21 protein-coding genes are annotated in these 21,265 nt (G+C 35.9%); 12 read left to right on the forward strand and 9 right to left on the reverse strand.

The genetic code is table 11. From position 1 onward, the window contains the following. Window positions 1-6: 6 nt before the first annotated feature. Complete coding sequence (locus ACK4R1_RS01620; protein ID WP_409682710.1) at window positions 7-1,221, reverse strand: aminotransferase class V-fold PLP-dependent enzyme; 1,215 nt, start codon at window positions 1,219-1,221, stop codon at window positions 7-9. Window positions 1,222-1,400: 179 nt separating this feature from the next. On the opposite strand from ACK4R1_RS01620, the gene ACK4R1_RS01625 reads away from it, so the two are divergent. Both ACK4R1_RS01625 and ACK4R1_RS01630 read left to right on the forward strand, forming a co-directional pair. Next, on the forward strand, window positions 1,401-2,741 hold the full coding sequence (locus ACK4R1_RS01625; RefSeq protein WP_409682713.1) for a serine hydrolase domain-containing protein: 1,341 nt from the start codon (window positions 1,401-1,403) through the stop codon (window positions 2,739-2,741). Window positions 2,742-2,844: 103 nt separating this feature from the next. Next, window positions 2,845-3,033 (forward strand): hypothetical protein, encoded by a 189-nt coding sequence (locus tag ACK4R1_RS01630; RefSeq protein WP_409682716.1) that lies wholly within the window; start codon window positions 2,845-2,847, stop codon window positions 3,031-3,033. 129 nt (window positions 3,034-3,162) lie between these two features. On the opposite strand, the gene sufD is transcribed toward ACK4R1_RS01630, so the two are convergent. From sufD to ACK4R1_RS01655, 5 genes are all read right to left on the reverse strand, one after another. After that, entirely contained in the window at window positions 3,163-4,479 is a 1,317-nt protein-coding gene (gene sufD, locus ACK4R1_RS01635) for a Fe-S cluster assembly protein SufD (RefSeq protein WP_409682718.1), read from the reverse strand. A gap of 25 nt (window positions 4,480-4,504) precedes the next feature. Further along, entirely contained in the window at window positions 4,505-4,894 is a 390-nt protein-coding gene (locus ACK4R1_RS01640) for a four helix bundle protein (protein ID WP_409682721.1), read from the reverse strand. 32 nt (window positions 4,895-4,926) lie between these two features. Further along, a complete protein-coding gene (sufC, locus tag ACK4R1_RS01645; RefSeq protein ID WP_409682724.1) occupies window positions 4,927-5,676 on the reverse strand; it encodes a Fe-S cluster assembly ATPase SufC in 750 nt (249 codons plus the stop codon). Between the two features lie 143 nt (window positions 5,677-5,819). Further along, window positions 5,820-7,268: a Fe-S cluster assembly protein SufB gene (gene sufB / locus ACK4R1_RS01650; RefSeq protein WP_409682727.1), complete on the reverse strand. Its 1,449-nt coding sequence runs from the start codon at window positions 7,266-7,268 to the stop codon at window positions 5,820-5,822. 9 nt (window positions 7,269-7,277) lie between these two features. After that, window positions 7,278-7,607 carry a HesB/IscA family protein gene (locus ACK4R1_RS01655; RefSeq protein WP_409661241.1) on the reverse strand — a complete coding sequence of 110 codons (330 nt, stop codon included), beginning with the start codon at window positions 7,605-7,607 and terminating at the stop codon, window positions 7,278-7,280. Between the two features lie 181 nt (window positions 7,608-7,788). Between ACK4R1_RS01655 and ACK4R1_RS01660 the strand changes: the two genes are divergently transcribed. The 10 genes from ACK4R1_RS01660 (at window position 7,789) to ACK4R1_RS01705 (ending at window position 17,510) form a co-directional block, all read left to right on the forward strand. Beyond that, window positions 7,789-8,646, forward strand: a complete 858-nt coding sequence (locus tag ACK4R1_RS01660) for an MBL fold metallo-hydrolase (RefSeq protein ID WP_409682730.1) — start codon at window positions 7,789-7,791, stop codon at window positions 8,644-8,646. A gap of 24 nt (window positions 8,647-8,670) precedes the next feature. Then, window positions 8,671-9,102 (forward strand): MarR family winged helix-turn-helix transcriptional regulator, encoded by a 432-nt coding sequence (locus tag ACK4R1_RS01665; protein ID WP_409682733.1) that lies wholly within the window; start codon window positions 8,671-8,673, stop codon window positions 9,100-9,102. Window positions 9,103-9,189: 87 nt separating this feature from the next. Next, on the forward strand, window positions 9,190-9,399 hold the full coding sequence (locus ACK4R1_RS01670; protein WP_409682736.1) for a hypothetical protein: 210 nt from the start codon (window positions 9,190-9,192) through the stop codon (window positions 9,397-9,399). A gap of 321 nt (window positions 9,400-9,720) precedes the next feature. Continuing rightward, window positions 9,721-11,301 (forward strand): S8 family peptidase, encoded by a 1,581-nt coding sequence (locus tag ACK4R1_RS01675; protein ID WP_409682739.1) that lies wholly within the window; start codon window positions 9,721-9,723, stop codon window positions 11,299-11,301. Window positions 11,302-11,342: 41 nt separating this feature from the next. After that, window positions 11,343-13,232: a M1 family metallopeptidase gene (locus ACK4R1_RS01680; protein WP_409682742.1), complete on the forward strand. Its 1,890-nt coding sequence runs from the start codon at window positions 11,343-11,345 to the stop codon at window positions 13,230-13,232. A gap of 72 nt (window positions 13,233-13,304) precedes the next feature. Further along, complete coding sequence (locus ACK4R1_RS01685; protein WP_409682745.1) at window positions 13,305-13,718, forward strand: hypothetical protein; 414 nt, start codon at window positions 13,305-13,307, stop codon at window positions 13,716-13,718. Between the two features lie 16 nt (window positions 13,719-13,734). Continuing rightward, window positions 13,735-14,124 carry a ribonuclease P protein component gene (gene rnpA, locus ACK4R1_RS01690; protein ID WP_409682748.1) on the forward strand — a complete coding sequence of 130 codons (390 nt, stop codon included), beginning with the start codon at window positions 13,735-13,737 and terminating at the stop codon, window positions 14,122-14,124. Between the two features lie 60 nt (window positions 14,125-14,184). After that, window positions 14,185-15,057, forward strand: a complete 873-nt coding sequence (locus ACK4R1_RS01695; RefSeq protein ID WP_409682751.1) for a DUF4349 domain-containing protein — start codon at window positions 14,185-14,187, stop codon at window positions 15,055-15,057. 1 nt (window position 15,058) lies between these two features. Beyond that, complete coding sequence (locus tag ACK4R1_RS01700) at window positions 15,059-16,696, forward strand: S41 family peptidase (RefSeq protein ID WP_409682754.1); 1,638 nt, start codon at window positions 15,059-15,061, stop codon at window positions 16,694-16,696. A 1-nt stretch (window position 16,697) separates the two neighbouring features. After that, entirely contained in the window at window positions 16,698-17,510 is an 813-nt protein-coding gene (locus ACK4R1_RS01705) for an OmpA family protein (protein ID WP_409682757.1), read from the forward strand. On the opposite strand, the gene ACK4R1_RS01710 is transcribed toward ACK4R1_RS01705, so the two are convergent. From ACK4R1_RS01710 to ACK4R1_RS01720, 3 genes are read right to left on the reverse strand one after another with little or no spacing between them, the layout of a single operon-like run. Continuing rightward, complete coding sequence (locus ACK4R1_RS01710; protein WP_409682760.1) at window positions 17,511-17,957, reverse strand: GNAT family N-acetyltransferase; 447 nt, start codon at window positions 17,955-17,957, stop codon at window positions 17,511-17,513. A gap of 5 nt (window positions 17,958-17,962) precedes the next feature. Then, on the reverse strand, window positions 17,963-18,934 hold the full coding sequence (locus ACK4R1_RS01715) for a DUF4837 family protein (RefSeq protein ID WP_409682763.1): 972 nt from the start codon (window positions 18,932-18,934) through the stop codon (window positions 17,963-17,965). 38 nt (window positions 18,935-18,972) lie between these two features. Then, window positions 18,973-21,240: a LysM peptidoglycan-binding domain-containing protein gene (locus ACK4R1_RS01720; RefSeq protein WP_409682766.1), complete on the reverse strand. Its 2,268-nt coding sequence runs from the start codon at window positions 21,238-21,240 to the stop codon at window positions 18,973-18,975. Window positions 21,241-21,265: the final 25 nt, after the last annotated feature.

Below are 21,265 nucleotides of genomic sequence, written 5' to 3' on the forward strand. Positions count from 1 at the left end.
TTGTTTTTAAGATAACATCATTTGGGCTTTCTTTACCGCTTCCACCATGGCGTCGATTTCTTCTTTGGTATTATAAAAAGCAAAACTCGCTCTTATCGTTCCCGGAATATTGAAATAATCCATAATCGGCTGCGCGCAATGATGTCCGGTACGCACCGCTATGCCCAACTTATCTATAATTGTGCCAATATCGTAAGGATGAATCCCGTCAACGTTAAACGAAATTACGGAAGTTTTTTCTTTTGCGGTGCCGAATATTTTTAATCCTTCGATTTCTAATAACTTTTCGGTTGCATATGCTAATAATTCGTGTTCGTATTGTGCGATGTTATCAAAACCAATCTCATTCAAATAATCAATAGCGGTACCAAGCACAATTCCGTCGGCAATATTGGGCGTTCCGGCTTCGAATTTGTGTGGTAAATCGGCATAAGTTGTTTTTTCAAAAGTTACGGTCGCTATCATTTCGCCGCCACCTTGGTATGGTGGCAATTTGCGTAACCAATCTTCTTTTCCGTATAGAATTCCGACACCGGTTGGCCCACAAATTTTATGCCCCGAAAACACGTAGAAATCACAATCCAAAGCTTGAACATCGGGTTTTAAATGCGGTGTGGCTTGAGCGCCATCGATTAAAATCGCTGCTCCAACTTCGTGTGCTTGATCAATCATATATTTAATTGGATTGATGGTTCCCAAAGCATTTGAAATATGATTTACGGTTACGATTTTAGTTTTGTCCGACAATAATTTGTCGTATTCTGCCATAATCAATTCGCCTTTCTCATTCATAGGAATCACACGCAAAGTCGCGCCGGTTTTTTCACAAAGCATTTGCCAAGGCACTATATTGCTGTGGTGTTCTAAAGCGGAAACCAAAACCTCATCGTTGGGTTTTAGAAAGGCTGCAAACCCATTGGCAATAGCATTAATTCCGTGGGTTGTTCCCGAAGTAAAAATAACTTCATGAGTGTGTTGGGCATTGATGTGCTTTTGAATTTTACCTCTTGAAACTTCATATGCATCCGTAGCCAATTGGCTCAAAGTATGTACGCCGCGGTGAATATTGGCATTAATTTCTTGGTAATATTGGGCTATCGCATCGATAACCACTTGAGGTTTTTGAGAAGTAGCGCCGTTATCAAAATAGACGAGTGGTTTACCATTGACTTTTTGAGAAAGTATCGGAAAATCAGCTCTGATTTTTTGGATGTCTAACATGGTATTATTTAGAAAAATTCTAAATACAAAAGTAGCTAAAATGGAATTGTTAATTGCTAAACAAATATTAATATTTTATGATTTTAAACCATATAAGTCATATTAGAAAATAGTTGCTAAAATGAACTTAAATGGCTTATATGGTTCAAATTTTATAAATTGCTTCAAAATTAATTTCCATGAAAAAATTTCTCAAAATCTTTGCTGTTGTTCTGCTGATTGTCTTCGTTTATCTGCGCATTGAAATTTATCCGCAACTCGATTTGATTTCGGGGTTTTCGGCCAAGAGCGTGGCTTCCGGACATTTTATTGACAATCGTTCATTAGAAACCATTCAAAAAGGCGACAATGACATTCCTAAAGTAGATTGGGCAACCAATGAAATTGATGAAAATAGAAAGTTTACAACTTCAAAAGTATATGGTTTAAAAGCCCGAAAAGCCATCTACCGCGAAGGCTTGGGTGCCACCTTAATCAACGATGATTTTGAGGTAAACAAACCTTATAATGTTCCGAAACGGATTTTTTTGAAGAATAGTTTGCCTTATCCTTTTGGCAACAACAATCCGATTGATACTGTTTTTGCTACTATTGATTATGCCAAATTGCAAAAAGCGGTGGAAAATGCCTTTGACAAAGAAGGCGAAAAAAACAAACGCACACGTTCTGTTGTTGTAATTTATAAAAACAAATTAATTGCCGAAAAATACGCGTCGGGTTTTACGGCAACATCTAAAATTTTAGGTTGGTCGATGACTAAAAGTATCACGGCAACTTATTTCGGGATACTACAAAAACAAGGAAAAATTGATATTATGAAACCGGCACCTATTGCCGAATGGAAAAATGACGAACGGAAAAATATCACTATTAATGATTTATTGCACATGAATTCAGGTTTGGAATGGGAAGAAAGCTATACTAAAATTTCGGATGCCACCAAAATGCTTTTCACAGCTGAAGATATGACTCAACCTCAAATCGATAAACCTTTAGTGGGAAAACCAAATAATAGTTGGAATTACTCTTCGGGAACAACGAATTTATTATCGGGAATTTTGCGAAAACAATTCAAAACCCATCAGGAATATTTGGATTTTTGGTACAGCAGTTTGTTTGATAAAATTGGGATGAATTCGGCTTTAGTGGAAGTTGACATGGCCGGAAATTTTGTGGGTTCCTCTTATGGTTGGGCGACGACAAGAGACTGGGCAAAATTTGGTTTGCTTTATTTAAACGAAGGCCATTGGAACGGTGAACAGATTTTCGATTCGAGTTGGGCCAAATATGTGGCAACGCCTACCAACGGTTCAAACGGAAAATATGGTGGGCAATTTTGGTTAAACGCTGGCGGAAAATTCCCCGATGTGCCACGCGATATGTTTTACTGCAGTGGTTTCCAAGGGCAAATGGTGGCCATTTTCCCGAGTCATGATTTGGTAGTGGTAAGAATGGGATTGAGTGAAGCATTTGATTTTAATGCGTTTTTGCGTGATGTGGTGGCGAGTTTGGAAAAATGATTTTTTAGCGAAAAAATGTAAGTTTTAGTAGAAATTCTATAAAATTAAAATGAATTTCTCTGATATCTTTGATTAGATAATTTAAAGAGATACAATCATGAACATGAAACGAATATTTGGCGGTCTATTGACTGTTTTGGGAATTGGCGGACTTATTTTTGCCGCGACGATTTTTGCAGGCACATCAGGAGGCGAAAGCGATATGAAATCTCTGATTATATATGGAGTTTTAGGTGTTGTGTTCTTTATTTCCGGAATTGGATTGGTAAAAACTACCAAAGATGAATCATAACCGGTAAAGGAAATTTGATTACATAAACGTATTGAACAGCAAAGTTTCCTAAGTTGTACGCAAAGGGCGCGAAGTATGGTTAACTTTGCGCCCTTTGTGATTTTTTCTTGCGTTCTTCGCGGTTAGACTTTACAAGTCAAAACCCAAATTCACGCCTAATTTCGTGGCAATAATTTTAGTGATTCTTTGTTTTAATTCCGGTATTTTGATGCTTTCAATTACTTCGTTGGAAAAGGCGTACATCAACAAAGCTTTGGCTTCTTTTTTCGGAATACCGCGCGATTGCATGTAGAACATAGCGGTTTCGTCTAATTGCCCGATGGTACAGCCGTGCGAACATTTTACGTCATCGGCAAAAATTTCTAATTGTGGTTTGGCGTTGATTGTGGCTTTATCGCCTAATAAAATGTTGTTGTTTTGTTGGAACGCATCGGTTTTTTGCGCTTCTTTTTCTACGTAAATTTTTCCGTTGAAAACACCGGTTGAACTTCCGGCCAAGATCGTTTTGTAGTTCTGGTGGCTTTCGCAATTAGGCGTAGCGTGATTTACCAAAGTGTAATGATCCACATGTTGCTTATCGCCAATGATGGTGATGCCTTTTAAAGTCGAGTCGATTCTTTCGCCAAAATGATAGAAATTCAGGTTGTTTCTGGTGATGTTTCCTCCAAAAGAAAACGTATGTACTGAAACGCGACTTTCTTGTTTTTGGGAAATATAAGTATTGTCAATCAGGTTGGCTGATTGCAAGTCATTTTGAATTTTATAGTAATCTACGATGGCACGCTTTTGGGCAAAAATTTCGGTAACTGAGTTGGTCAATACCGGATTCTCATTCAAACTTTGGTGTCTTTCGATAATTTGCACGTGTGCATTTTCGCCTACAATAACCAAATTTCTTGGTTGCACCATCAAAGCACTTTCGTTTCCGGTAGAGAAATAGATGATTTCGATAGGTTTTTCGACTACTTTGCTTTTTGGAATGTTGATGTACGCGCCTTCATTGGCGAAAGCTGTGTTTAAACTAGTCAAACTTTCGTCTTTGCTGGCAATTTTGTTGAAATACTCATCGATAATCATTTTGTATTTCGGTTTGTTTAAGGCCGATGACATCAAGCAAACATCCAAACCGTCGTGCGTGGTTGCAGATAAAAACGAAGCGAATTTTCCATCTACAAAGATTACTTTATGTGTGTCGATTTCGTGTAGAAAGTATTTTTTTACTTCAGCATATTCAATAGCATTTTCGTGTTTTGGGAACACGGAATAATCATTTTTTAAGATAGCATTCAGCGAAGTATATTTCCAAGCTTCCTCTTTCTTGGTTGGAAAACCTTTATTTTCAAAGTTTTTGATGGCCGAAGTACGCACGTCGTGCAATTCCGAATGAACATCGATGTGTTCTTCGAAAGCCATAAAAGACGAGATTAGTTTTTCTTTTAATTCCATTTTATATTTTGTTTCAAGTTTCAGGTTATTGGAACTTGTTGCCTTTGAAATCCTTTTTGTTCAAATAAGTAATGAAGTTTTTAATCTTACCACTTAAGTTTTCATATTTATTTTTTAAATCTATAAACTGTTCTTCTGAAATATATTCATAATCATAAAGCCTATAAATTTGTGATCTTGATTCTCCCGCAGAGCCTTTCGCTATGGATAAAAACTGACGGAATTCAATATTCCCATCTCTTTCAAATCCTTCTGCAATATTATCCATTACAGAACCTGCGGAAGCTTTAATTTGTTCTTTAAGCCTAAAATCAGACTTTAAATCTGTTTCTTTAGAAATTAAATAAATTTCTTTTGCAAGTTTCCTGGCTTCCTGCCAAATTTCTAAATCTTCGAATTTTGTTATTGTCGCCATAATAACTTGAAACCTTAAACTTGAAACTAATTTTAAACCATTTCTGCTTTAATCCAATCGTATCCTTTTTCCTCAAGCTCAAGTGCCAATGAAGCGTCACCTGATTTTACAATTTTTCCGTCCATTAGAACGTGAACGAAATCAGGAACGATATAATCTAACAAACGTTGGTAATGCGTGATTACTAACACCGCGTTGTTTTCGTTTTTTAATTTGTTGACACCGTTGGCTACAATTCTCAAAGCATCAATATCCAAACCTGAATCGGTTTCGTCCAGAATGGCTAATTTAGGTTCCAACATGGCCATTTGGAATATCTCGTTTCTTTTCTTTTCTCCACCCGAAAAACCTTCGTTTAGCGAACGCGATAAAAACTTGCGGTCGATTTCTAATAATTCCGATTTCTCGCGGATTAATTTCAACATTTCGTTGGCCGGCATTTCTTCTTTACCGTTGGCTTTGCGACTTTCGTTGATGGCAGTTTTCATAAAATTAGTCACCGAAACACCCGGAATTTCTACCGGATATTGGAATGACAAGAAAACGCCTTTGTGTGCTCTTTCTTCCGGCGCCAATTCTGAAATATCTTCGCCTTCCAAAAGGATTTCGCCTTCGGTTACTTCGTAATTTTCATTTCCGGCAATGATGGAAGAAAGCGTACTTTTTCCGGCACCGTTTGGTCCCATAATCGCGTGTACTTCTCCGGCATTTACCGTTAGGTTGATTCCTTTTAGAATTTCTTTATCTTCAACACTTGCGTGTAAATTTGTTATTTTTAACATGATTTGAAAATTTGAAAATTTGAAAATTTGAAAATGGCTTTATTCACTTCCTGATTTTCTTTTCATTTTATTTGTTCTTATTTATATTTTTCTCTCTGAAGATTGAAATCATTTTCAAATCTTCAAATTGGTTAATCTTCAAATTACCCAACACTTCCTTCCAGCGAGATTTCCAATAATTTTTGCGCTTCCACGGCAAATTCCATGGGTAACTTGTTCAAAACCTCTTTGCTGAAACCGTTTACGATTAACGCAATGGCTTTTTCGGTTGGGATTCCGCGTTGGTTGCAATAGAACACTTGGTCTTCACCAATTTTGGAAGTGGTGGCTTCGTGCTCAATTTTCGCAGAAGAATTTTTGCTTTCTATGTAGGGAAAAGTATGCGCTCCGCAATTATTACCCATCAACAACGAATCACATTGCGAAAAGTTACGGGCGTTATCCGCTCTTGCGCCTATTTGCACCAAACCTCTGTAACTGTTTTGTGATTTTCCGGCCGAAATTCCTTTGGAAATAATCGTTGATCTGGTGTTTTTACCCAAATGAATCATCTTGGTTCCGGTATCGGCTTGCTGGTAATTATTGGTTACGGCTATCGAATAAAATTCTCCTATGGAATTATCCCCTTTCAAAATAACTGAAGGATATTTCCAAGTAATAGCCGAACCGGTTTCGACTTGTGTCCAAGAAATCTTTGCGTTTTTCTCGCAGAAACCTCTTTTGGTTACAAAGTTGAAAACACCGCCTTTGCCTTCTTTATTGCCTGGATACCAGTTTTGAACAGTAGAATATTTGATTTCGGCACCGTCTAAAGCGATTAGTTCGACAACCGCTGCGTGTAATTGATTTTCGTCTCTACTTGGCGCTGTACAACCTTCCAAATAAGAAACATAACTGTCTTCATCGGCAACCAAAAGCGTTCTTTCAAACTGACCGGTTCCGGCTTGGTTGATACGGAAATAGGTTGATAATTCCATCGGGCAACGAACGCCTTTTGGAATGTAACAAAAACTACCGTCTGAGAAAACAGCTGAGTTCAAAGCGGCATAAAAATTATCCTTTTGTGGCACAACCGTTCCTAAATATTTCTGGACCAAATCAGGATATTCGCGAATCGCTTCGGAAATACTCATGAAAATGATGCCTTTTTCGGCTAAAGTCTTTTTGAAAGTCGTTGCAACAGAAACTGAATCGACCACAATATCCATGGCGATATTGTTCATTTTTTTCTGTTCGTCAAGCGAAATTCCTAACTTTTTGTACATCGCCAATAATTCAGGATCTACATCATCTAAGGTTTTATTCGGATCCGCTTTTTTGGGTGCAGAATAATACGATATCGCCTGAAAATCGGGTTTTTCGTAATGTACGTTTGCCCAATCCGGTTCAATCATTTCCTGCCAAGCACGAAACGCTTCGATACGCCAATCAGTCATCCATTGCGGCTCTTCTTTTTTCAAAGAAATGGCGCGAACGATATCTTCATTGAGCCCAATAGGAAACGTCTCCGATTCTAAATCAGTGTAGAAACCGTATTCGTATTCTTTATTTTCGAGTTCGACTTTTAAGTCGTCTTCTGTATATTTTGCCATAGTTTTATGCTAAAGTGAGAATGATTCTCCGCATCCGCAAGTACGTGATGCATTAGGATTGTTGAACACGAATCCTTTTCCGTTCAATCCGCCCGAGAACTCTAAAACAGTTCCGGCTAGGTATAAAAATGATTTTTTTTCAACGGCTATTTTCACATGGTTGTCTTCAAAAACTTTGTCGTTTTCGCCTAGTTCTTTGTCGAATTTTAATTCATACGACAAACCCGAGCAACCGCCACTTTTTACGCCTACTCGCACGTAATCTTTGGCTGCATCAAAACCGTCATCTTTCATCATATCGATGATTTTTTTGCTGGCTGTATCTGAAACTTTGATCATGTCTATTTTGATTTTGTCTAAATAAAGGGCAAAGTTAACACAAATATCTATTTTTTCGGCATCTCAAAGCATTTTTATAACTAATTTAAGAATAGAAAAAAATGATTTTGAGGAATTAAAAGCAACGGATTTTTAGTAATTTGCAAACCATTTTCAAAATTAACTGAAGAAAATTCTACACATGAAGCTATATCCAATAGAAGCAGGAAATTTTAAACTCGATGGCGGTGCGATGTTTGGCGTGGTACCGAAAACCATTTGGAATAAGACCAATCCCGCTGACGACAATAATTTGATTGACATTGCCGCCAGATGCTTGCTAATTGAAGATGGCAATCGTCTGATTTTGATTGATACCGGTATGGGTAACAAACAATCCGAGAAGTTTTTTGGGTATTATTCGCTTTGGGGAAATCATTCTTTAGATGGTTCTTTGGCCAAATTTGGTTTCCATCGTGATGATGTGACCGATGTTTTTATGACGCATTTGCACTTTGACCATTGTGGTGGCAGTGTAAACTGGAACAAGGACAAAACCGGTTATGAAGTGGCTTTCAAAAATGCTAAATTTTGGACGAATGACAACCATTGGGAATGGGCAACAAAACCTAATCCAAGAGAAAAAGCCTCTTTCCTTTCGGAAAACATTTTGCCCATGCAGGAAAGCGGACAACTCAATTTTATCAAAAGACCGGAAAGCGATTTTGGGTTTTCTGAAGAATTGGGATTCGGAATTTTTTACGTTGATGGTCATACTGAAAAAATGATGTTGCCGCATATTCAATACCAAGATAAAACCATTGTCTTTTGTGCGGATTTGATTCCGACAGCGGGACATTTGCCTTTGCCATATGTGATGGGATATGACACGAGGCCACTTTTAACGATGCCTGAAAAATCAAAGTTCCTTCATGCGGCCTTTGAAAATAATTATTACTTGTGGTTGGAACACGATGCCCACAACCAAATCATTACGGTAGAAAATACAGAAAAAGGGATTCGCTTGAAAGATGTTTTCAAAGTAGAAGATATTTTGTAATTAAATCATTTTTAAAAATTCTATATGGAAAATCTAAACTCTGTCATCTTTTATAATATTGAGGAAGCCATAAAAACCTATAGAATGTATGCTCAAAATCAACTGAAAATTAATGATTTAAAAATCACAATTGACCAATGGTTGGTTTTAAAATGTTTAAAAGAAAATCCAAATGCCTCCCAAATCGAACTGGCCGAAAAAGTTTTTAAAGACAATGCCTCCATCACTAGGATTGTAGAGTTACTTTTTAAAGCCAACTTTCTGCATAGAGAGATTAATCCAAATGACAGAAGAAAAGTGAACCTCAAAATCTCGGCTTCTGGAAACAAAATTTTGGATGATGTTTATAAAATAGTCGTAAAAAATAGAGCCAAGGCATTAGAAGGCATTTCTGCTGGAGAGATTGAAACGGTAAACACTATTCTGAAAAAAATTAGTGCCAACTGTAAAAAATAATACTTTTAACTTTTCCTTAAGTAACAAATTAGCAATTTAAACACATATTTGATATGTCAATTATTGACACGTTAAACTGTTTAAATCATGTCACGAAAAACTTTATTATTTTATGCGATAGCCAGCTCATTACTTGGCTTTGCAGCGCGTTCGCAAAACACAACTAAAGACAAACTCCCTATTCCAGGAAATTTGTCAGAGGTATTCATTCGGGGCGAATTGATAAGATTGAATTCATCAACAGTCTATCAGCCAAACACAAAATCATCGGAGCTTCAATCATCAACATCAAAATGAAAAAAGACAAAAATCGGCATCAACGGCTGTTTTTCTCCAGCTAATAATGAGAGAAAATAAGTCAAAAACAACATCAACTTAAGAACCTCAAAGGCTAACCCAGAAAAGGGATAAACAATAAATAAAGAGTTCAGAAATTCACTAAAATTGAAAGCGTTAAATTATTTTCACTCAAGACTTTTTATATTTTTGAGTAACATAATTTTGAAGCTATTCGATTCGGCTTGGTATTTGAACCGTTACTAAATTATTGTTAATCCTTTTTTTGTTGGTGTAAAAAGAAATTATTTTTACCGCTACTAAAAAATCAATTCATTAAAAATGAGAACATTAACTTATATATATTTATTATCGGCTACAATGTCACTCTCTGCTCAAGAGATAGTGCCAACAAAATCTTATAAAAAAAACCCATTAACCGAAGAGCAAGAAAAACGTTGGAGTCATCTTGATTTAGAAAAAGATTCTATTCCCGGGATGAGTGTTGACAAAGCTTACGCGGAACTTTTGAATAACAAAAAAGGCAACAAAGTGATTGTAGGCGTTATTGATTCTGGTGTTGACATCAGTCATCCCGATTTGAAATCGGTAATTTGGACCAATAAAAAGGAAATTCCAAAAAACGGCAAAGACGACGACAAAAATGGTTATGTTGATGATGTTAACGGTTGGAATTTTTTAGGCAATTCGAATAATGAAACTTTAGAATTGGTTAGATATTTAAGAAAAGGTGATGATGGTTCTGAAATGTATAAAAAAGCCCAAAAAGAATATGACGCAGAATACCAAAAAGTTTTTCCAGAAAAAGAAACCGTTGATTTGCTGGTTAGTGCTGATAAAACAATCCGAGAACATTTAAAAAAAGACAATTACACCATAGAAGACTTAAATAATATTTCTTCAGTTAAATATGAATTGTACAAAAGCAAAAGAATTATGTTGTCTTATGCTGATTATGCCGGTGAAAAATTCCACCAAAGCTTAGAGGAATACAAAGATTATGTTTACGACAGATTAAACTATAATTTGAACAAAGAATTCGACGGAAGAAAACCGGTTGGTGATAATCCTGAAGACATAAATGATAAAAAATACGGTAATAATATCGTCTATTCCAAAGAAAGAAAAGACTCTTCTCACGGAACGCATGTGGCCGGAATCATTGCCCAAGTAAGAAACAACGGAATCGGAGGTGATGGTGTAGCGACTAATGTTGAAATTATGCCAATTAGAGCAGTTCCTAATGGTGACGAATATGATAAAGACATCGCTTTAGCCATTCGATATGCTGTTGACAATGGTGCCAAAATCATCAACGGAAGTTTTGGAAAAGACTATTCTCCACACAAAGAATGGGTTTGGGAAGCCATGAAATACGCAGAAAGCAAAGATGTTTTAATCATTCTTGCCGCTGGAAATGATGGAAAAGATGTAGATGTTGAACCCAATTATCCCGAAGACACTGCAGACAAAAAAAATGAATTGGTTAATAATGTGATTAAAGTTGGCGCTATCAACTACAATTACGGCGAAAAAGTAGTCGCTAATTTTTCCAACTTCGGTACTGATAATGTTGATGTTTTTGCGCCGGGTGTGAGAATTTATGCCGCCGTTGAAGACCATAACTTCAAGTACCAACAAGGAACGTCAATGGCTTCGCCAAATGTTGCCGGGGTTGCAGCCCTAATTCGCTCCTATTATCCTAATCTTAAAGCGACTCAAGTAAAACAAATCATTATGCAATCGGGAACTCCATTGGATTTTGAGGTTGTATTAGGAGAAAATGAAGAAAAGCGTCCTTTTTCAAAAGCAAGTGTTTCCGGAAAAATAGTAAATGCTTACAATGCTTTGAAAATGGCAGAAGAACTTTCAAAACAAATTCCAAAAGAACCTAAACTATAATTTTTACGGGAAGAATAAAAAATTCCCAATTTTTAGAAAGCATGACAAACAAACTTTTTACCATTGCCGTTTTACTATTTACCTCAACAATCTTAGCCCAAACTGATAGTTATTGGCAACAAAAAGTTGATTACAAAATGGAAGTATCGATGGATGTTAAAACCTATCAATACAAAGGCAAACAAGAATTACTTTATACTAATAATTCAAAAGACACTTTAAAACGGGTTTACTACCATTTATTCAACAATGCTTTTCAACCGGGAAGCGAAATGGATGCTCGACTGCAATCTATTCCGGATCCGGATCGAAGAATGGTACATAAAGTCAAAACTCCTGAAGGCAAGGAAATTAAAGAAAGTCGACTCAAGTCTTTAAAGCCAAATGAAATTGGCTTTTTAAAAATCTCAAATTTTAAACAAGACGGCGTTTTGGCTACAACCAAAGAAGTCAGCACCATTTTAGAAGTCGACTTGGTCCAACCGCTTTTACCGGGAAAATCTACTTTATTAACTTTAGATTTTGATGGACAAGTTCCGGTACAAATACGCCGTTCTGGTAGAAATAACGTGGAAGGTGTTGAGCTTTCAATGGCGCAATGGTATCCGAAAATGGCCGAATTTGATTTTGAAGGTTGGCATGCTGATCCCTACATCGCTCGAGAATTTCACAGTGTTTGGGGCAATTTTGATGTCAAAATTACAATCGACAAAGAATATATTTTAGGTGGAACCGGTTATTTACAAAACAAAAACGAGATTGGTTTTGGTTATCAAGACAATGGTGTTGTAGTCAATATTCCGAAGAAACAAAAAACATTAACTTGGCATTTCCTGGCGCCAAACGTACTTGATTTTACCTGGGCAGCCGATAAAAATTACCTTCATGATGTGGTAAAAACTGATTTCGGCACCACTTTACACTTCTTGTACAAAAACAATCCAAAAATTATAGATACCTGGAAAAAAGCGCAACCAAAAACAGTTCAACTAATGGATTTTTACAACAAAAACATTGGTAAATATCCTTATGACCAATACTCTGTAATTCAAGGTGGCGATGGTGGTATGGAATATGCCATGTGTACACTTGTTTTAGGCGAAGGCACACTCGATGGTTTGGTAAACAGTGTAATCTCACACGAAATGGCGCATTCTTGGTTCCAACATGTTTTAGCCTCTAATGAAAGTAAACATCCATGGATGGATGAAGGCGGCGCATCGTTTGTGGAAGATTTAGCCGTAAATGAAATTGCAGAAACCAAATCTAAAAATCCTTTTTCCGGCGCTTACAAAAGTTATACTGATTTAGCCAATTCAGGATTAGAAGAACCGCTTTCAACACATGGGGATCGTTTTGGTTATAATAAAGTTTACAGTACTTGTTCTTATTACAAAGGCGAATTGTTTTGGACACAATTAATATATTTGATTGGTGAAGAAAACACTATGAAAACCTTAAAACGTTATTATGAGGATTTTAAGTTCAAACACCCAACACCAAATGACCTTAAACGCACAGCAGAAAGAGTTTCAGGGGCCAATTTAGATTGGTATTTGACCGAATGGACGCAAACCGTAAACAAGATTGATTATGGAATAAAGGAGGTTAGCGAAAACAACAATTCAACCAACGTAACTTTAGAAAGAATCGGCCGAATTCCAATGCCGATGGATATTTTAGTGGAATACAACGATGGCACTCAAGAAAGTTTTTACATTCCGTTGCGCATGATGAGTTTTGAAAAAGAAAACCCAAATCCGAATATTAAAAGAACTACTCTTAGCGATTGGGCATGGGCTTTCCCAACTTATAATTTATCTATAAACAAACCGAAAAACAGCATCAAAAAAATCACTATTGACCCGAGTGGTTTGATGGCTGATGTAAAAAAGGAAAACAACACCATAATTTTTTTAAGTAGAAATTAATCCATAGGCGTCTCAGTAGAGACGCTTTTTTTTGGAATAGAATTTGTAGATTTACCGCAAATATTTTTCACCATGAAGAACTTAAAAATTCTATTGCTTTTGATTGCTTTTGGTTTTGGTTTTCAAAAAAGTAATGCCCAACCTATTCGATTCAAATCGAGCAGCGTTAGTTTTACCGACAAAAAAAGTAACGGAACTTGGAACGAATGGTCTGATTTCGTTGCTGCCAATGTTTTAATCACTTTAGATCCAAAAAAAGATTTAATTCTCATTAATTCTGCCGAAGTACAATCTTTTAAAATCAAAGCTTATGGCGAAATTGAGGACAATGAAGAAGTAAATATTGTTCCTTTTGAGTGTGTTGACAATAGGTATTCTAATTGCCAAATATTAATAATTACCAAGAAAAAAGAAAGCAATCGAATGCAGATTTACATCAATTATAACGAAGTCAAATTCGTTTATAACGTTTTCAATTCCAATTAACTTACCCATAAACCAAATGGATTTCTCCTATCCAAAGGCTGAAAAACTTAAAAGCAAAAGAATCATCGATTTGTTGTTTTCTGAAGGTAAATCAGTAGGCAAATATCCGTTGCGTTTGGTTTATGTTGCTCATGATTTTGAAGAAGATGTTCCTCTGAAAGTAGGCGTTTCTGTTTCCAAAAAATACTTTAAAAAAGCCGTTGATCGCAATTTTTTCAAACGCATTTTGAGAGAATGCTACCGATTGAATAAAGCCCAATTGATTGCTAGTTTGGACAAAAAATACTGCTTTATGTTCTTCTACCAAACCAGCGATAAATTATCTTACCAAGAAATCGATGAGAAGACCAAACAACTTTTTGAAAAATTCGCCAGAGCTATTTCCGAAGAGAAAAAATCAATATAATTTCCACAGACACAATAAATTAGACACTATTTGCGTTTTAGTAGTATAAATCTCTTTATTATGAAAAAAGTCTCTCTAATTTTTTCTGTGTTTTTATTGTTGTTTGTTTCGTGCAAACAAGCCGATGCTTCCGAAGCCTCCGCCGACATGATGGTTTATGCAGCGGCAGATACTACTGCTGTTGCGGCAGATGACTATGATAGTTATTCTGATAAAAAAGAGGCTTCTTCCGTTAAAGAAATGAGGCTGCCAGTAGCGCCTGTCAAAGAAGAAGCCATTGAAACCAAAATCATCAAATCAGGGAATTTGCGTTTTCAATCTGACAATTTGGAAGAAACTTACAGTCAAATTCAGACTGCAGTTAAGAAATATAACGCCTTAATCAAAAATGATTCCCAAGCGAATAACGATTATCAATTTTCCAGAACGATTAACATTAGGATTCCCAACCAACATTTTGATGCTTTTATTGCTGATATTTCCAAAGGTGTAAAGTATTTTGATTTAAAAGACATATCTTCTCAAGATGTTACTGAAGAATATATTGATGTGGCTTCAAGAATTAAGACCAAAAAAGTTTTAGAGGCACGGTATTTGGAGCTGTTGAAAAAAGCCAATAAGGTTTCGGAAATGCTTGAAATTGAAAGACAACTTTCCGAAATCAGAGAAGAAATTGAAGCCAAAGAAGGCCGATTGCGTTACCTTCAAAACAAAGTTTCTATGAGTACGCTCGACATCGAATTTTACAAACCGGTTGCCCAAGGAAGAAAAGCTACCGTTTCGTATGGCGGAAGAATAGCAAATGCTATTGTTTCGGGTTTTAACGGGATTTCAAATTTCTTGATTGGTTTAATCGAAAATTGGCCAGTTATTATTACATTAGTTGTCTTGTTTTTCTTCATTAGAAAAAGATTTAAAAGAAAAAATAAATAACATGTTTTCAAAATTCAAAAAAAGATATATTATCCCAACAGTATTAAGTGTTTTTCTATTTGTTGGGGTAAGTTTTAAAGACGATTTCTTCGAAATTTCCAAACAAATAGAAATTTTTACCACACTGTTCAAAACCATCAATCAAAACTACGTTGATGAAACCAATCCGGCTGAACTGATGGATAAAGCCATCAAAACAATGTTGGCTGATTTGGATCCGTACACCAATTATTTCAACGAACAAGATGTTATTAAATTCAAGATCAACAATACCGGAGAATATACCGGAATTGGCGCATTGATTACCCGAAAAGAAGACAAATTAATTATCAAAGAACCGTACAAAGGTTTTCCGGCAGACAAAGCCGGATTAAAAGCCGGTGACGAAATCATCCAAATTGGAGATGTATTGCTAGCTGATTTTAAAGACGATGCTTCACAACTGTTGAAAGGTGCCAAAAACACCAAAGTTGACATCAAATATCTTCGCCAAGGAAAACCGTTAACTACACAATTGATTTTAGACGAAGTCGAAGTAAAAGCTGTTCCATTTTACGGAAAAGTAGATGACAAAACCGGTTATATTGTCTTGTCACAATTCAACAAAAAAGCCTCTTCTGAAACCAAAGAAGCTTTGGAAAAATTAAAAGCCGATGGCGCAACCCAAATCATTTTAGATTTACGTGGCAATCCGGGCGGATTATTACATGAAGCAGTAAATATTTGTAATTTATTTGTGCCAAAAGGTGAAATTATTGTGACCACCAAATCGAAAAACGAAAAATACAACAACACTTATAAAACCACGCGTGAACCAATTGACACCGAAATTCCTTTAGTGGTAATTGTTGATGGCAAAAGTGCTTCGGCTTCTGAAATTGTTTCGGGTGCTTTGCAAGATTTAGATCGCGCGGTGATTGTAGGCAGTAGAAGTTTCGGAAAAGGATTAGTACAACGTCCGATTGACATGACTTACGGAACACAGGTTAAAGTTACCATTTCTAGATATTATACGCCTTCCGGAAGATGTATTCAGGCTCTGAATTACAACAAAAAAGACAAAACCGGGAAAGCAACTCGCAACGAGGAAAAAAACTTTAATGCTTTCAAGACCAAAAAAGGAAGACCTGTTTTTGATGGCGGCGGCGTTTTACCCGATGTTGAAATCGAAGAAACCAAAACCAGTGCAATTGCTGACGCTTTACAAAAAAATGACGGTATTTTTAATTATGTAACCCATTACTATTATAAAAACCCAACGCTAGGCAATAAAATACCAACCATTACCGATGCGGATTTCACGGATTTTAAAGCTTTTTTAAAACGCGAGAAAATTGAGTTCAATACAGAAACTGAAATTGCCCTAAAAAACACCTTAGAAAAAGCCAAAAAAGAACAAGTTGATTCGGCCATTAATACAGAATACCAACAACTTTTGACCGCATTACAAAAAAGTGAAGAAATCCTGATTGACAAAAACCAAAGAGAAATCAAGACTTTGCTCTTAGACGAAATCATCAAGCGATATCAATACAAAGAAGGATTGTATCAATATTATGCTAAAAGCAACTTAGAAATCAAAAAAGCCATTGGAGTCTTAAATAACACCACAGAATACAATAAGATTTTAAAAATTTAATATGAAGCTACTAAAATATTTGCCGTTACTTTTATTCGGATTTTTAAATGCTCAAGAAGAAGTAGTTCATTCAGTATATTTTGATTTTGACAAGTTTACTTTGAATGAAGTTCAAGCTAAAGACGTGGTTGATTTTATCCGAAAAACAGATTCCACCAGAATAGAATCTATAGAGATTTTTGGCTATACTGATGACGTTGGCAAGGAAGCCTATAATTTTAAACTTTCCACAAAGCGTGCCGCCGAGATTCAGAATAAATTTATTGAAAGCGGTATCAAAAGCAAAATCATCGTCACTATTGAAGGCAAGGGAAGAATTCTTATAGATGATGACATCATTGAAAATCTACCGGAGAAACGTTCTAAAAACCGTCGTGTTGATGTGGTTTTGAATTTGAAACCTTTACCAAAAATCGAAATTCCGGGTTATTATAATTCCATTCAAAAAAAGCATATTGTTGGTGACCACATCTATTTAGACGATGTGTTATTTGAAAGAGGAAGCAGCAAATTGACTTTCAAATCGAAAACTGAATTGGATAAAATTGCCAAACTTTTGATGAAATACAAAAACCTTAAATTTGAAATCCAAGGACATGTTTGTTGTACGCCGCCATACCAAAAAGAAGCAATTGACAAAGACACCAAAAAACGCCAATTATCAACCAACAGAGCGGAAAGCGTTTACAAATATTTAATTTGGAAAAAAATTCCAAAAGAAAGAATGACTTTCAAAGGCTATGGCAATACCGTTCCGCTGGGCAAAGGCGCAGAATATGACCGAAGAGTAGAATTGGTGATTTCTAAAATATAATCACTCTTTTTTCATTTCTATATGCGGAATATCATCTTCTAAATACATATCGCTGGTTTGAATGAAACCGTGACTTTCGTAGAATTTCTTCAAATACAATTGGGCCGAAATTGTGATTTTTCTTTGGTCAAAATGCGTTTTGATAACTTGAATTGCCTCGCGCATTAAAATGTGTCCTAATTTTTTGGAACGAGAATGTTCTTTCACTACAACCCGACCAATGGAAGCCTGTTCAAAATAATCATTGGGTTTGAACAATCGAGCATACGCCACAACTTCTCCTTTGTCTTCTCCAATCAAATGCAATGCTTTCTCATCTTTGCCATCAATGTCTTGATAAACGCAATTTTGCTCCACTATAAAGACTTCGGCGCGCAATTGCAGCAAAGCATAAAGTTCTTTGGCAGAAAGTGCCTCAAATCGCTTTATTTTCCATTCTAAATTCATGAGGATTATTTTTTAAATTGAATCGATTTGATAATAGATTCTAATTCGAACATCAAATCTCGTTTTTCTTTGGATGGCGCATAACAAAAGCCTTCCAATACCAATATTCTCTTATTTTCTTTATCAAAAATAGCATAGTTGATAAATGGTCCCGACATAAAATCATTTTTCATTTGCCAAGTTCCTTTGGTTTCATAGGCTCTTTTACCGGCCAAAGTGGTTTTGAAAAAATAAGGCGAATAAGCTTCTTCGGTTACCATTTGCGTTCTCGCTGCCGAACCATGAATATATTTTCTACCTATAGAATCTCTGGTTTTCACTATATCATTGACGGCGTTGTTTGGGTTAATACCATTCCACGGAATTTGGTAAATAATTATACTGGTGTTGCCGCTGGTAATTTCACTTTTAAGCCAAATGAAATTCTTTCTGCGCATGACATATTCATATTTGGAAGGAATCAACAAATTGATATTAAATTTGGTTTGGATTTTTTTGGTGTCCAATAAAGAATCTTTGAAAATTTTTTGGTTTTGCAAAATCTCAATCGCTCTCATTTTTTGGGTGATACTCTGCGCATTTTCCTCTAAAATTTCTAAAATTTCAGCGGTTGTCTTTCCCGAAATATGAACGGCATTTTGAGGCGATGAAAATTCGTTTTCTTTGATTTCAAACTTAGTCTCATTGTCTTTTTTGATGATGATAATGTTTCTGGCATCCGTAGAAAAGCCCTCGAAAAGTTTTACCGGATATTGATTGATGGTAAACAATGGTTCTTCTTGTGGTAAACCCAAAACCGGTGAGGCAAATTTATTTCTTATACTGTCGCCTACTTCACCATTCCAAAGTTGGTCATCAATAATTACAGCAATAATGTTTATGGCAGCAGAAGAATCGCCGGGAAACTTGTCCTTTTTAAACGAACAAGAACTCACAATCAACGTGACAAAAAGCCATAAAAAAAGGGTTTTATTCATAATTGAAATAAAACCCAAATTTATAGAAGATTTTCGGATTAACCGTTGTTAATTTTTAACTTCATGCCCGGTTTTAAACTTTCGTTTTTAATGCCGTTCCATTTTTTGATATCGGAAATGGTAACGCCTGGATATTTTTTAGCAATACTGAATAATGAATCCCCTTTTTTCACGTAGTATGTTTTTACTTCGTTTCGGTCATTAGCCGCTATGCTTTCTTTTTTTGAAGATTTGGCTTCATTAACTGCAACCTCTTTTTTAGAAACAATTAAAGTTTGACCCAATTTTACATTGTTGTCTTCCATGTCGTTCCATTCTTTGATTTCAGCTAAAGTGACATTGTATTTTTTTGCAATTGTGCCAAGATATTCTCCTTTTTTAACCTTGTGTTCTACAATTTTAGTCTCGGTATTTGGCTCTTCAGTCACTGCATTTTCCTCTTTGTTAGCTAAAGCCAATTTAGAACCTGTTTGAACATGTAAATCATCAAGGTTATTCCATTTTTTTAAGTCTTCTAAACTAACATTGAATTTTTTGGCAATACTAAATAGGTTATCACCTCTTTGTACTTCGTAGTAATCACCCGTATTTTCATTTGAGTCAACATTATTATCATTTGAAGCTACTGCCGTTTCTACTTTGTGATCAGCGATTACTTTATCTGATTTAATTTCTTTTCTAACGGTAGTAACGACTCTTTCGTTCTTGATGATTTTTAAGTTGGCGCCCAAAGCAATATTGTTGCTTTTTAGTTTATTCCATTTCTTAACCTCAGCAACAGAAACACCGTATTTCCCAGAGATCTCACCTAGATTATCGCCTTTTTTAACTTTGTGAAATTTAACCACATCTTTATAGGCCACTACTTTTTCTTCTCTAAATACTTTGTTAGAATTTGAAGCTAAAGCAGTCGTGTCAACTGGATTTGTCACTTTCTTTTCGTTGGAAGCAATAGCATTATTACTATAATCGGCTACATAGATTTTTAAACTTCTGCCTAATGGTGCTTTGCTGCTTTTTAAATGATTCCATTTTTTTAGTTCCGAAATGGTTACGCCGTACTTATCTGAAATCTCGCCTAAACTATCACCTCGTCTAACTTTATGGTATTTAACTTTGGTTGATGATCCTGAATTTGAGGAAGCCAACATGGTTCTTTCAAAAGGTCTTTCTCTTTTGCTGGCTTCATAATCTGCGTAAGCGTAAATTTTATCTTCATTTGAAGTAAACACGGCAATTTTATCAACCGGCAATCTTAAAAAATGTTTTTGTCCTGAAATAACCGGAACTTCTTCTCTTTTGTAAGACGGATTTAAAAATTGCAATTCTGCCACAGAAACATCTAACAAATCTGCTAGTTGTTTGAAAGTCATGGCTCTTTTAACCATAACTGTATCGGTTGCAAAATGATTGGCAATGGCTCTATCCGGCTTGATTCCGTGTTCTTTGTGGTATTCAAAAATATACATTGTAGCTAAGAAAGCAGGAACATAACCTTGTGTTTCTTTGTGCAAATAAGGTCGGATATTCCAGTAGTTTTGTTTTCCACCTGAACGTCGAATTGCTTTGGCTACATTTCCCGGACCGGTATTGTATGAGGCTAAAACCAAATCCCAATCGCCAAAAATAGCATACATGTTTTTCATGTATTGTGTCGCGGCATTACTGGCTTTTAAAGGATCGCTTCTTTCGTCTACATAAGTGTCCACTTTCAAACCATATTGTTTTCCGGTTTGGTACATAAATTGCCATAAACCGGTGGCACCAACTCTGGAAACCGCTCTTGGGTTCAAAGCTGATTCTACTACTGATAAATATTTAATTTCTAAAGGAATATTTTGTGCCGCTAACGACTCTTCAAACATGGGGAAATAATATTGAGAAATCCCGATTAATCTTTCAAACGAACGTTTTCGATTCTTTAAAAACGATTTGATTACGTTCTCTAAACCTTGATTGTATTCTATGTTGAAGGGCGATTTATCATCTAATGCTTTTAGTCTTTCCTTCAACAATTCTGTTGGTAATTCGTAATCAACTTTCTGATCCACATCGATATTTTTGATGTCGAAAGTCAACTCATTATACAAATCTAAACTCGCCAATTCCTTCATCCACATACTATCTATGCACTTGGCAATGTTGTCATGAACGAATGAAGCTTTGATAGAATCAAGTACTTCTCTTTTAGTTAGTTCTCTTTTGGGCAGTTTGGTCTGAGCCGAAATGTCTTTGATGGTGTCTTGGGCAAAAATTGCCGAAGAAGCCAAAAAAAGCGCCAATGTGGTTATTTTTTTTATAATCATATCTTGATATTATAAGTGGTATTTA

This window comes from Flavobacterium sp. (genome assembly GCF_046293665.1).
Classification (GTDB): Bacteria; Bacteroidota; Bacteroidia; order Flavobacteriales; family Flavobacteriaceae; genus Flavobacterium.

What these genes read in the sequence shown, in the direction of transcription:
- ACK4R1_RS01710 (WP_409682760.1), bottom strand. Translation starts at nt 17,957, where the DNA reads ATGAATTTAGAATGGAAAATAAAGCGATTTGAGGCACTTTCTGCCAAA.
- ACK4R1_RS01700 (WP_409682754.1), top strand. Translation starts at nt 15,059, where the DNA reads ATGTTTTCAAAATTCAAAAAAAGATATATTATCCCAACAGTATTAAGT.
- ACK4R1_RS01640 (WP_409682721.1), bottom strand. Translation starts at nt 4,894, where the DNA reads ATGGCGACAATAACAAAATTCGAAGATTTAGAAATTTGGCAGGAAGCC.
- ACK4R1_RS01685 (WP_409682745.1), top strand. Translation starts at nt 13,305, where the DNA reads ATGAAGAACTTAAAAATTCTATTGCTTTTGATTGCTTTTGGTTTTGGT.
- ACK4R1_RS01695 (WP_409682751.1), top strand. Translation starts at nt 14,185, where the DNA reads ATGAAAAAAGTCTCTCTAATTTTTTCTGTGTTTTTATTGTTGTTTGTT.
- sufB (WP_409682727.1), bottom strand. Translation starts at nt 7,268, where the DNA reads ATGGCAAAATATACAGAAGACGACTTAAAAGTCGAACTCGAAAATAAA.
- rnpA (WP_409682748.1), top strand. Translation starts at nt 13,735, where the DNA reads ATGGATTTCTCCTATCCAAAGGCTGAAAAACTTAAAAGCAAAAGAATC.
- ACK4R1_RS01660 (WP_409682730.1), top strand. Translation starts at nt 7,789, where the DNA reads ATGAAGCTATATCCAATAGAAGCAGGAAATTTTAAACTCGATGGCGGT.
- sufC (WP_409682724.1), bottom strand. Translation starts at nt 5,676, where the DNA reads ATGTTAAAAATAACAAATTTACACGCAAGTGTTGAAGATAAAGAAATT.
- ACK4R1_RS01675 (WP_409682739.1), top strand. Translation starts at nt 9,721, where the DNA reads ATGAGAACATTAACTTATATATATTTATTATCGGCTACAATGTCACTC.
- ACK4R1_RS01705 (WP_409682757.1), top strand. Translation starts at nt 16,698, where the DNA reads ATGAAGCTACTAAAATATTTGCCGTTACTTTTATTCGGATTTTTAAAT.
- ACK4R1_RS01625 (WP_409682713.1), top strand. Translation starts at nt 1,401, where the DNA reads ATGAAAAAATTTCTCAAAATCTTTGCTGTTGTTCTGCTGATTGTCTTC.
- ACK4R1_RS01620 (WP_409682710.1), bottom strand. Translation starts at nt 1,221, where the DNA reads ATGTTAGACATCCAAAAAATCAGAGCTGATTTTCCGATACTTTCTCAA.
- ACK4R1_RS01630 (WP_409682716.1), top strand. Translation starts at nt 2,845, where the DNA reads ATGAAACGAATATTTGGCGGTCTATTGACTGTTTTGGGAATTGGCGGA.
- ACK4R1_RS01715 (WP_409682763.1), bottom strand. Translation starts at nt 18,934, where the DNA reads ATGAATAAAACCCTTTTTTTATGGCTTTTTGTCACGTTGATTGTGAGT.
- ACK4R1_RS01655 (WP_409661241.1), bottom strand. Translation starts at nt 7,607, where the DNA reads ATGATCAAAGTTTCAGATACAGCCAGCAAAAAAATCATCGATATGATG.
- ACK4R1_RS01680 (WP_409682742.1), top strand. Translation starts at nt 11,343, where the DNA reads ATGACAAACAAACTTTTTACCATTGCCGTTTTACTATTTACCTCAACA.
- ACK4R1_RS01665 (WP_409682733.1), top strand. Translation starts at nt 8,671, where the DNA reads ATGGAAAATCTAAACTCTGTCATCTTTTATAATATTGAGGAAGCCATA.
- ACK4R1_RS01720 (WP_409682766.1), bottom strand. Translation starts at nt 21,240, where the DNA reads ATGATTATAAAAAAAATAACCACATTGGCGCTTTTTTTGGCTTCTTCG.
- ACK4R1_RS01670 (WP_409682736.1), top strand. Translation starts at nt 9,190, where the DNA reads ATGTCACGAAAAACTTTATTATTTTATGCGATAGCCAGCTCATTACTT.
- sufD (WP_409682718.1), bottom strand. Translation starts at nt 4,479, where the DNA reads ATGGAATTAAAAGAAAAACTAATCTCGTCTTTTATGGCTTTCGAAGAA.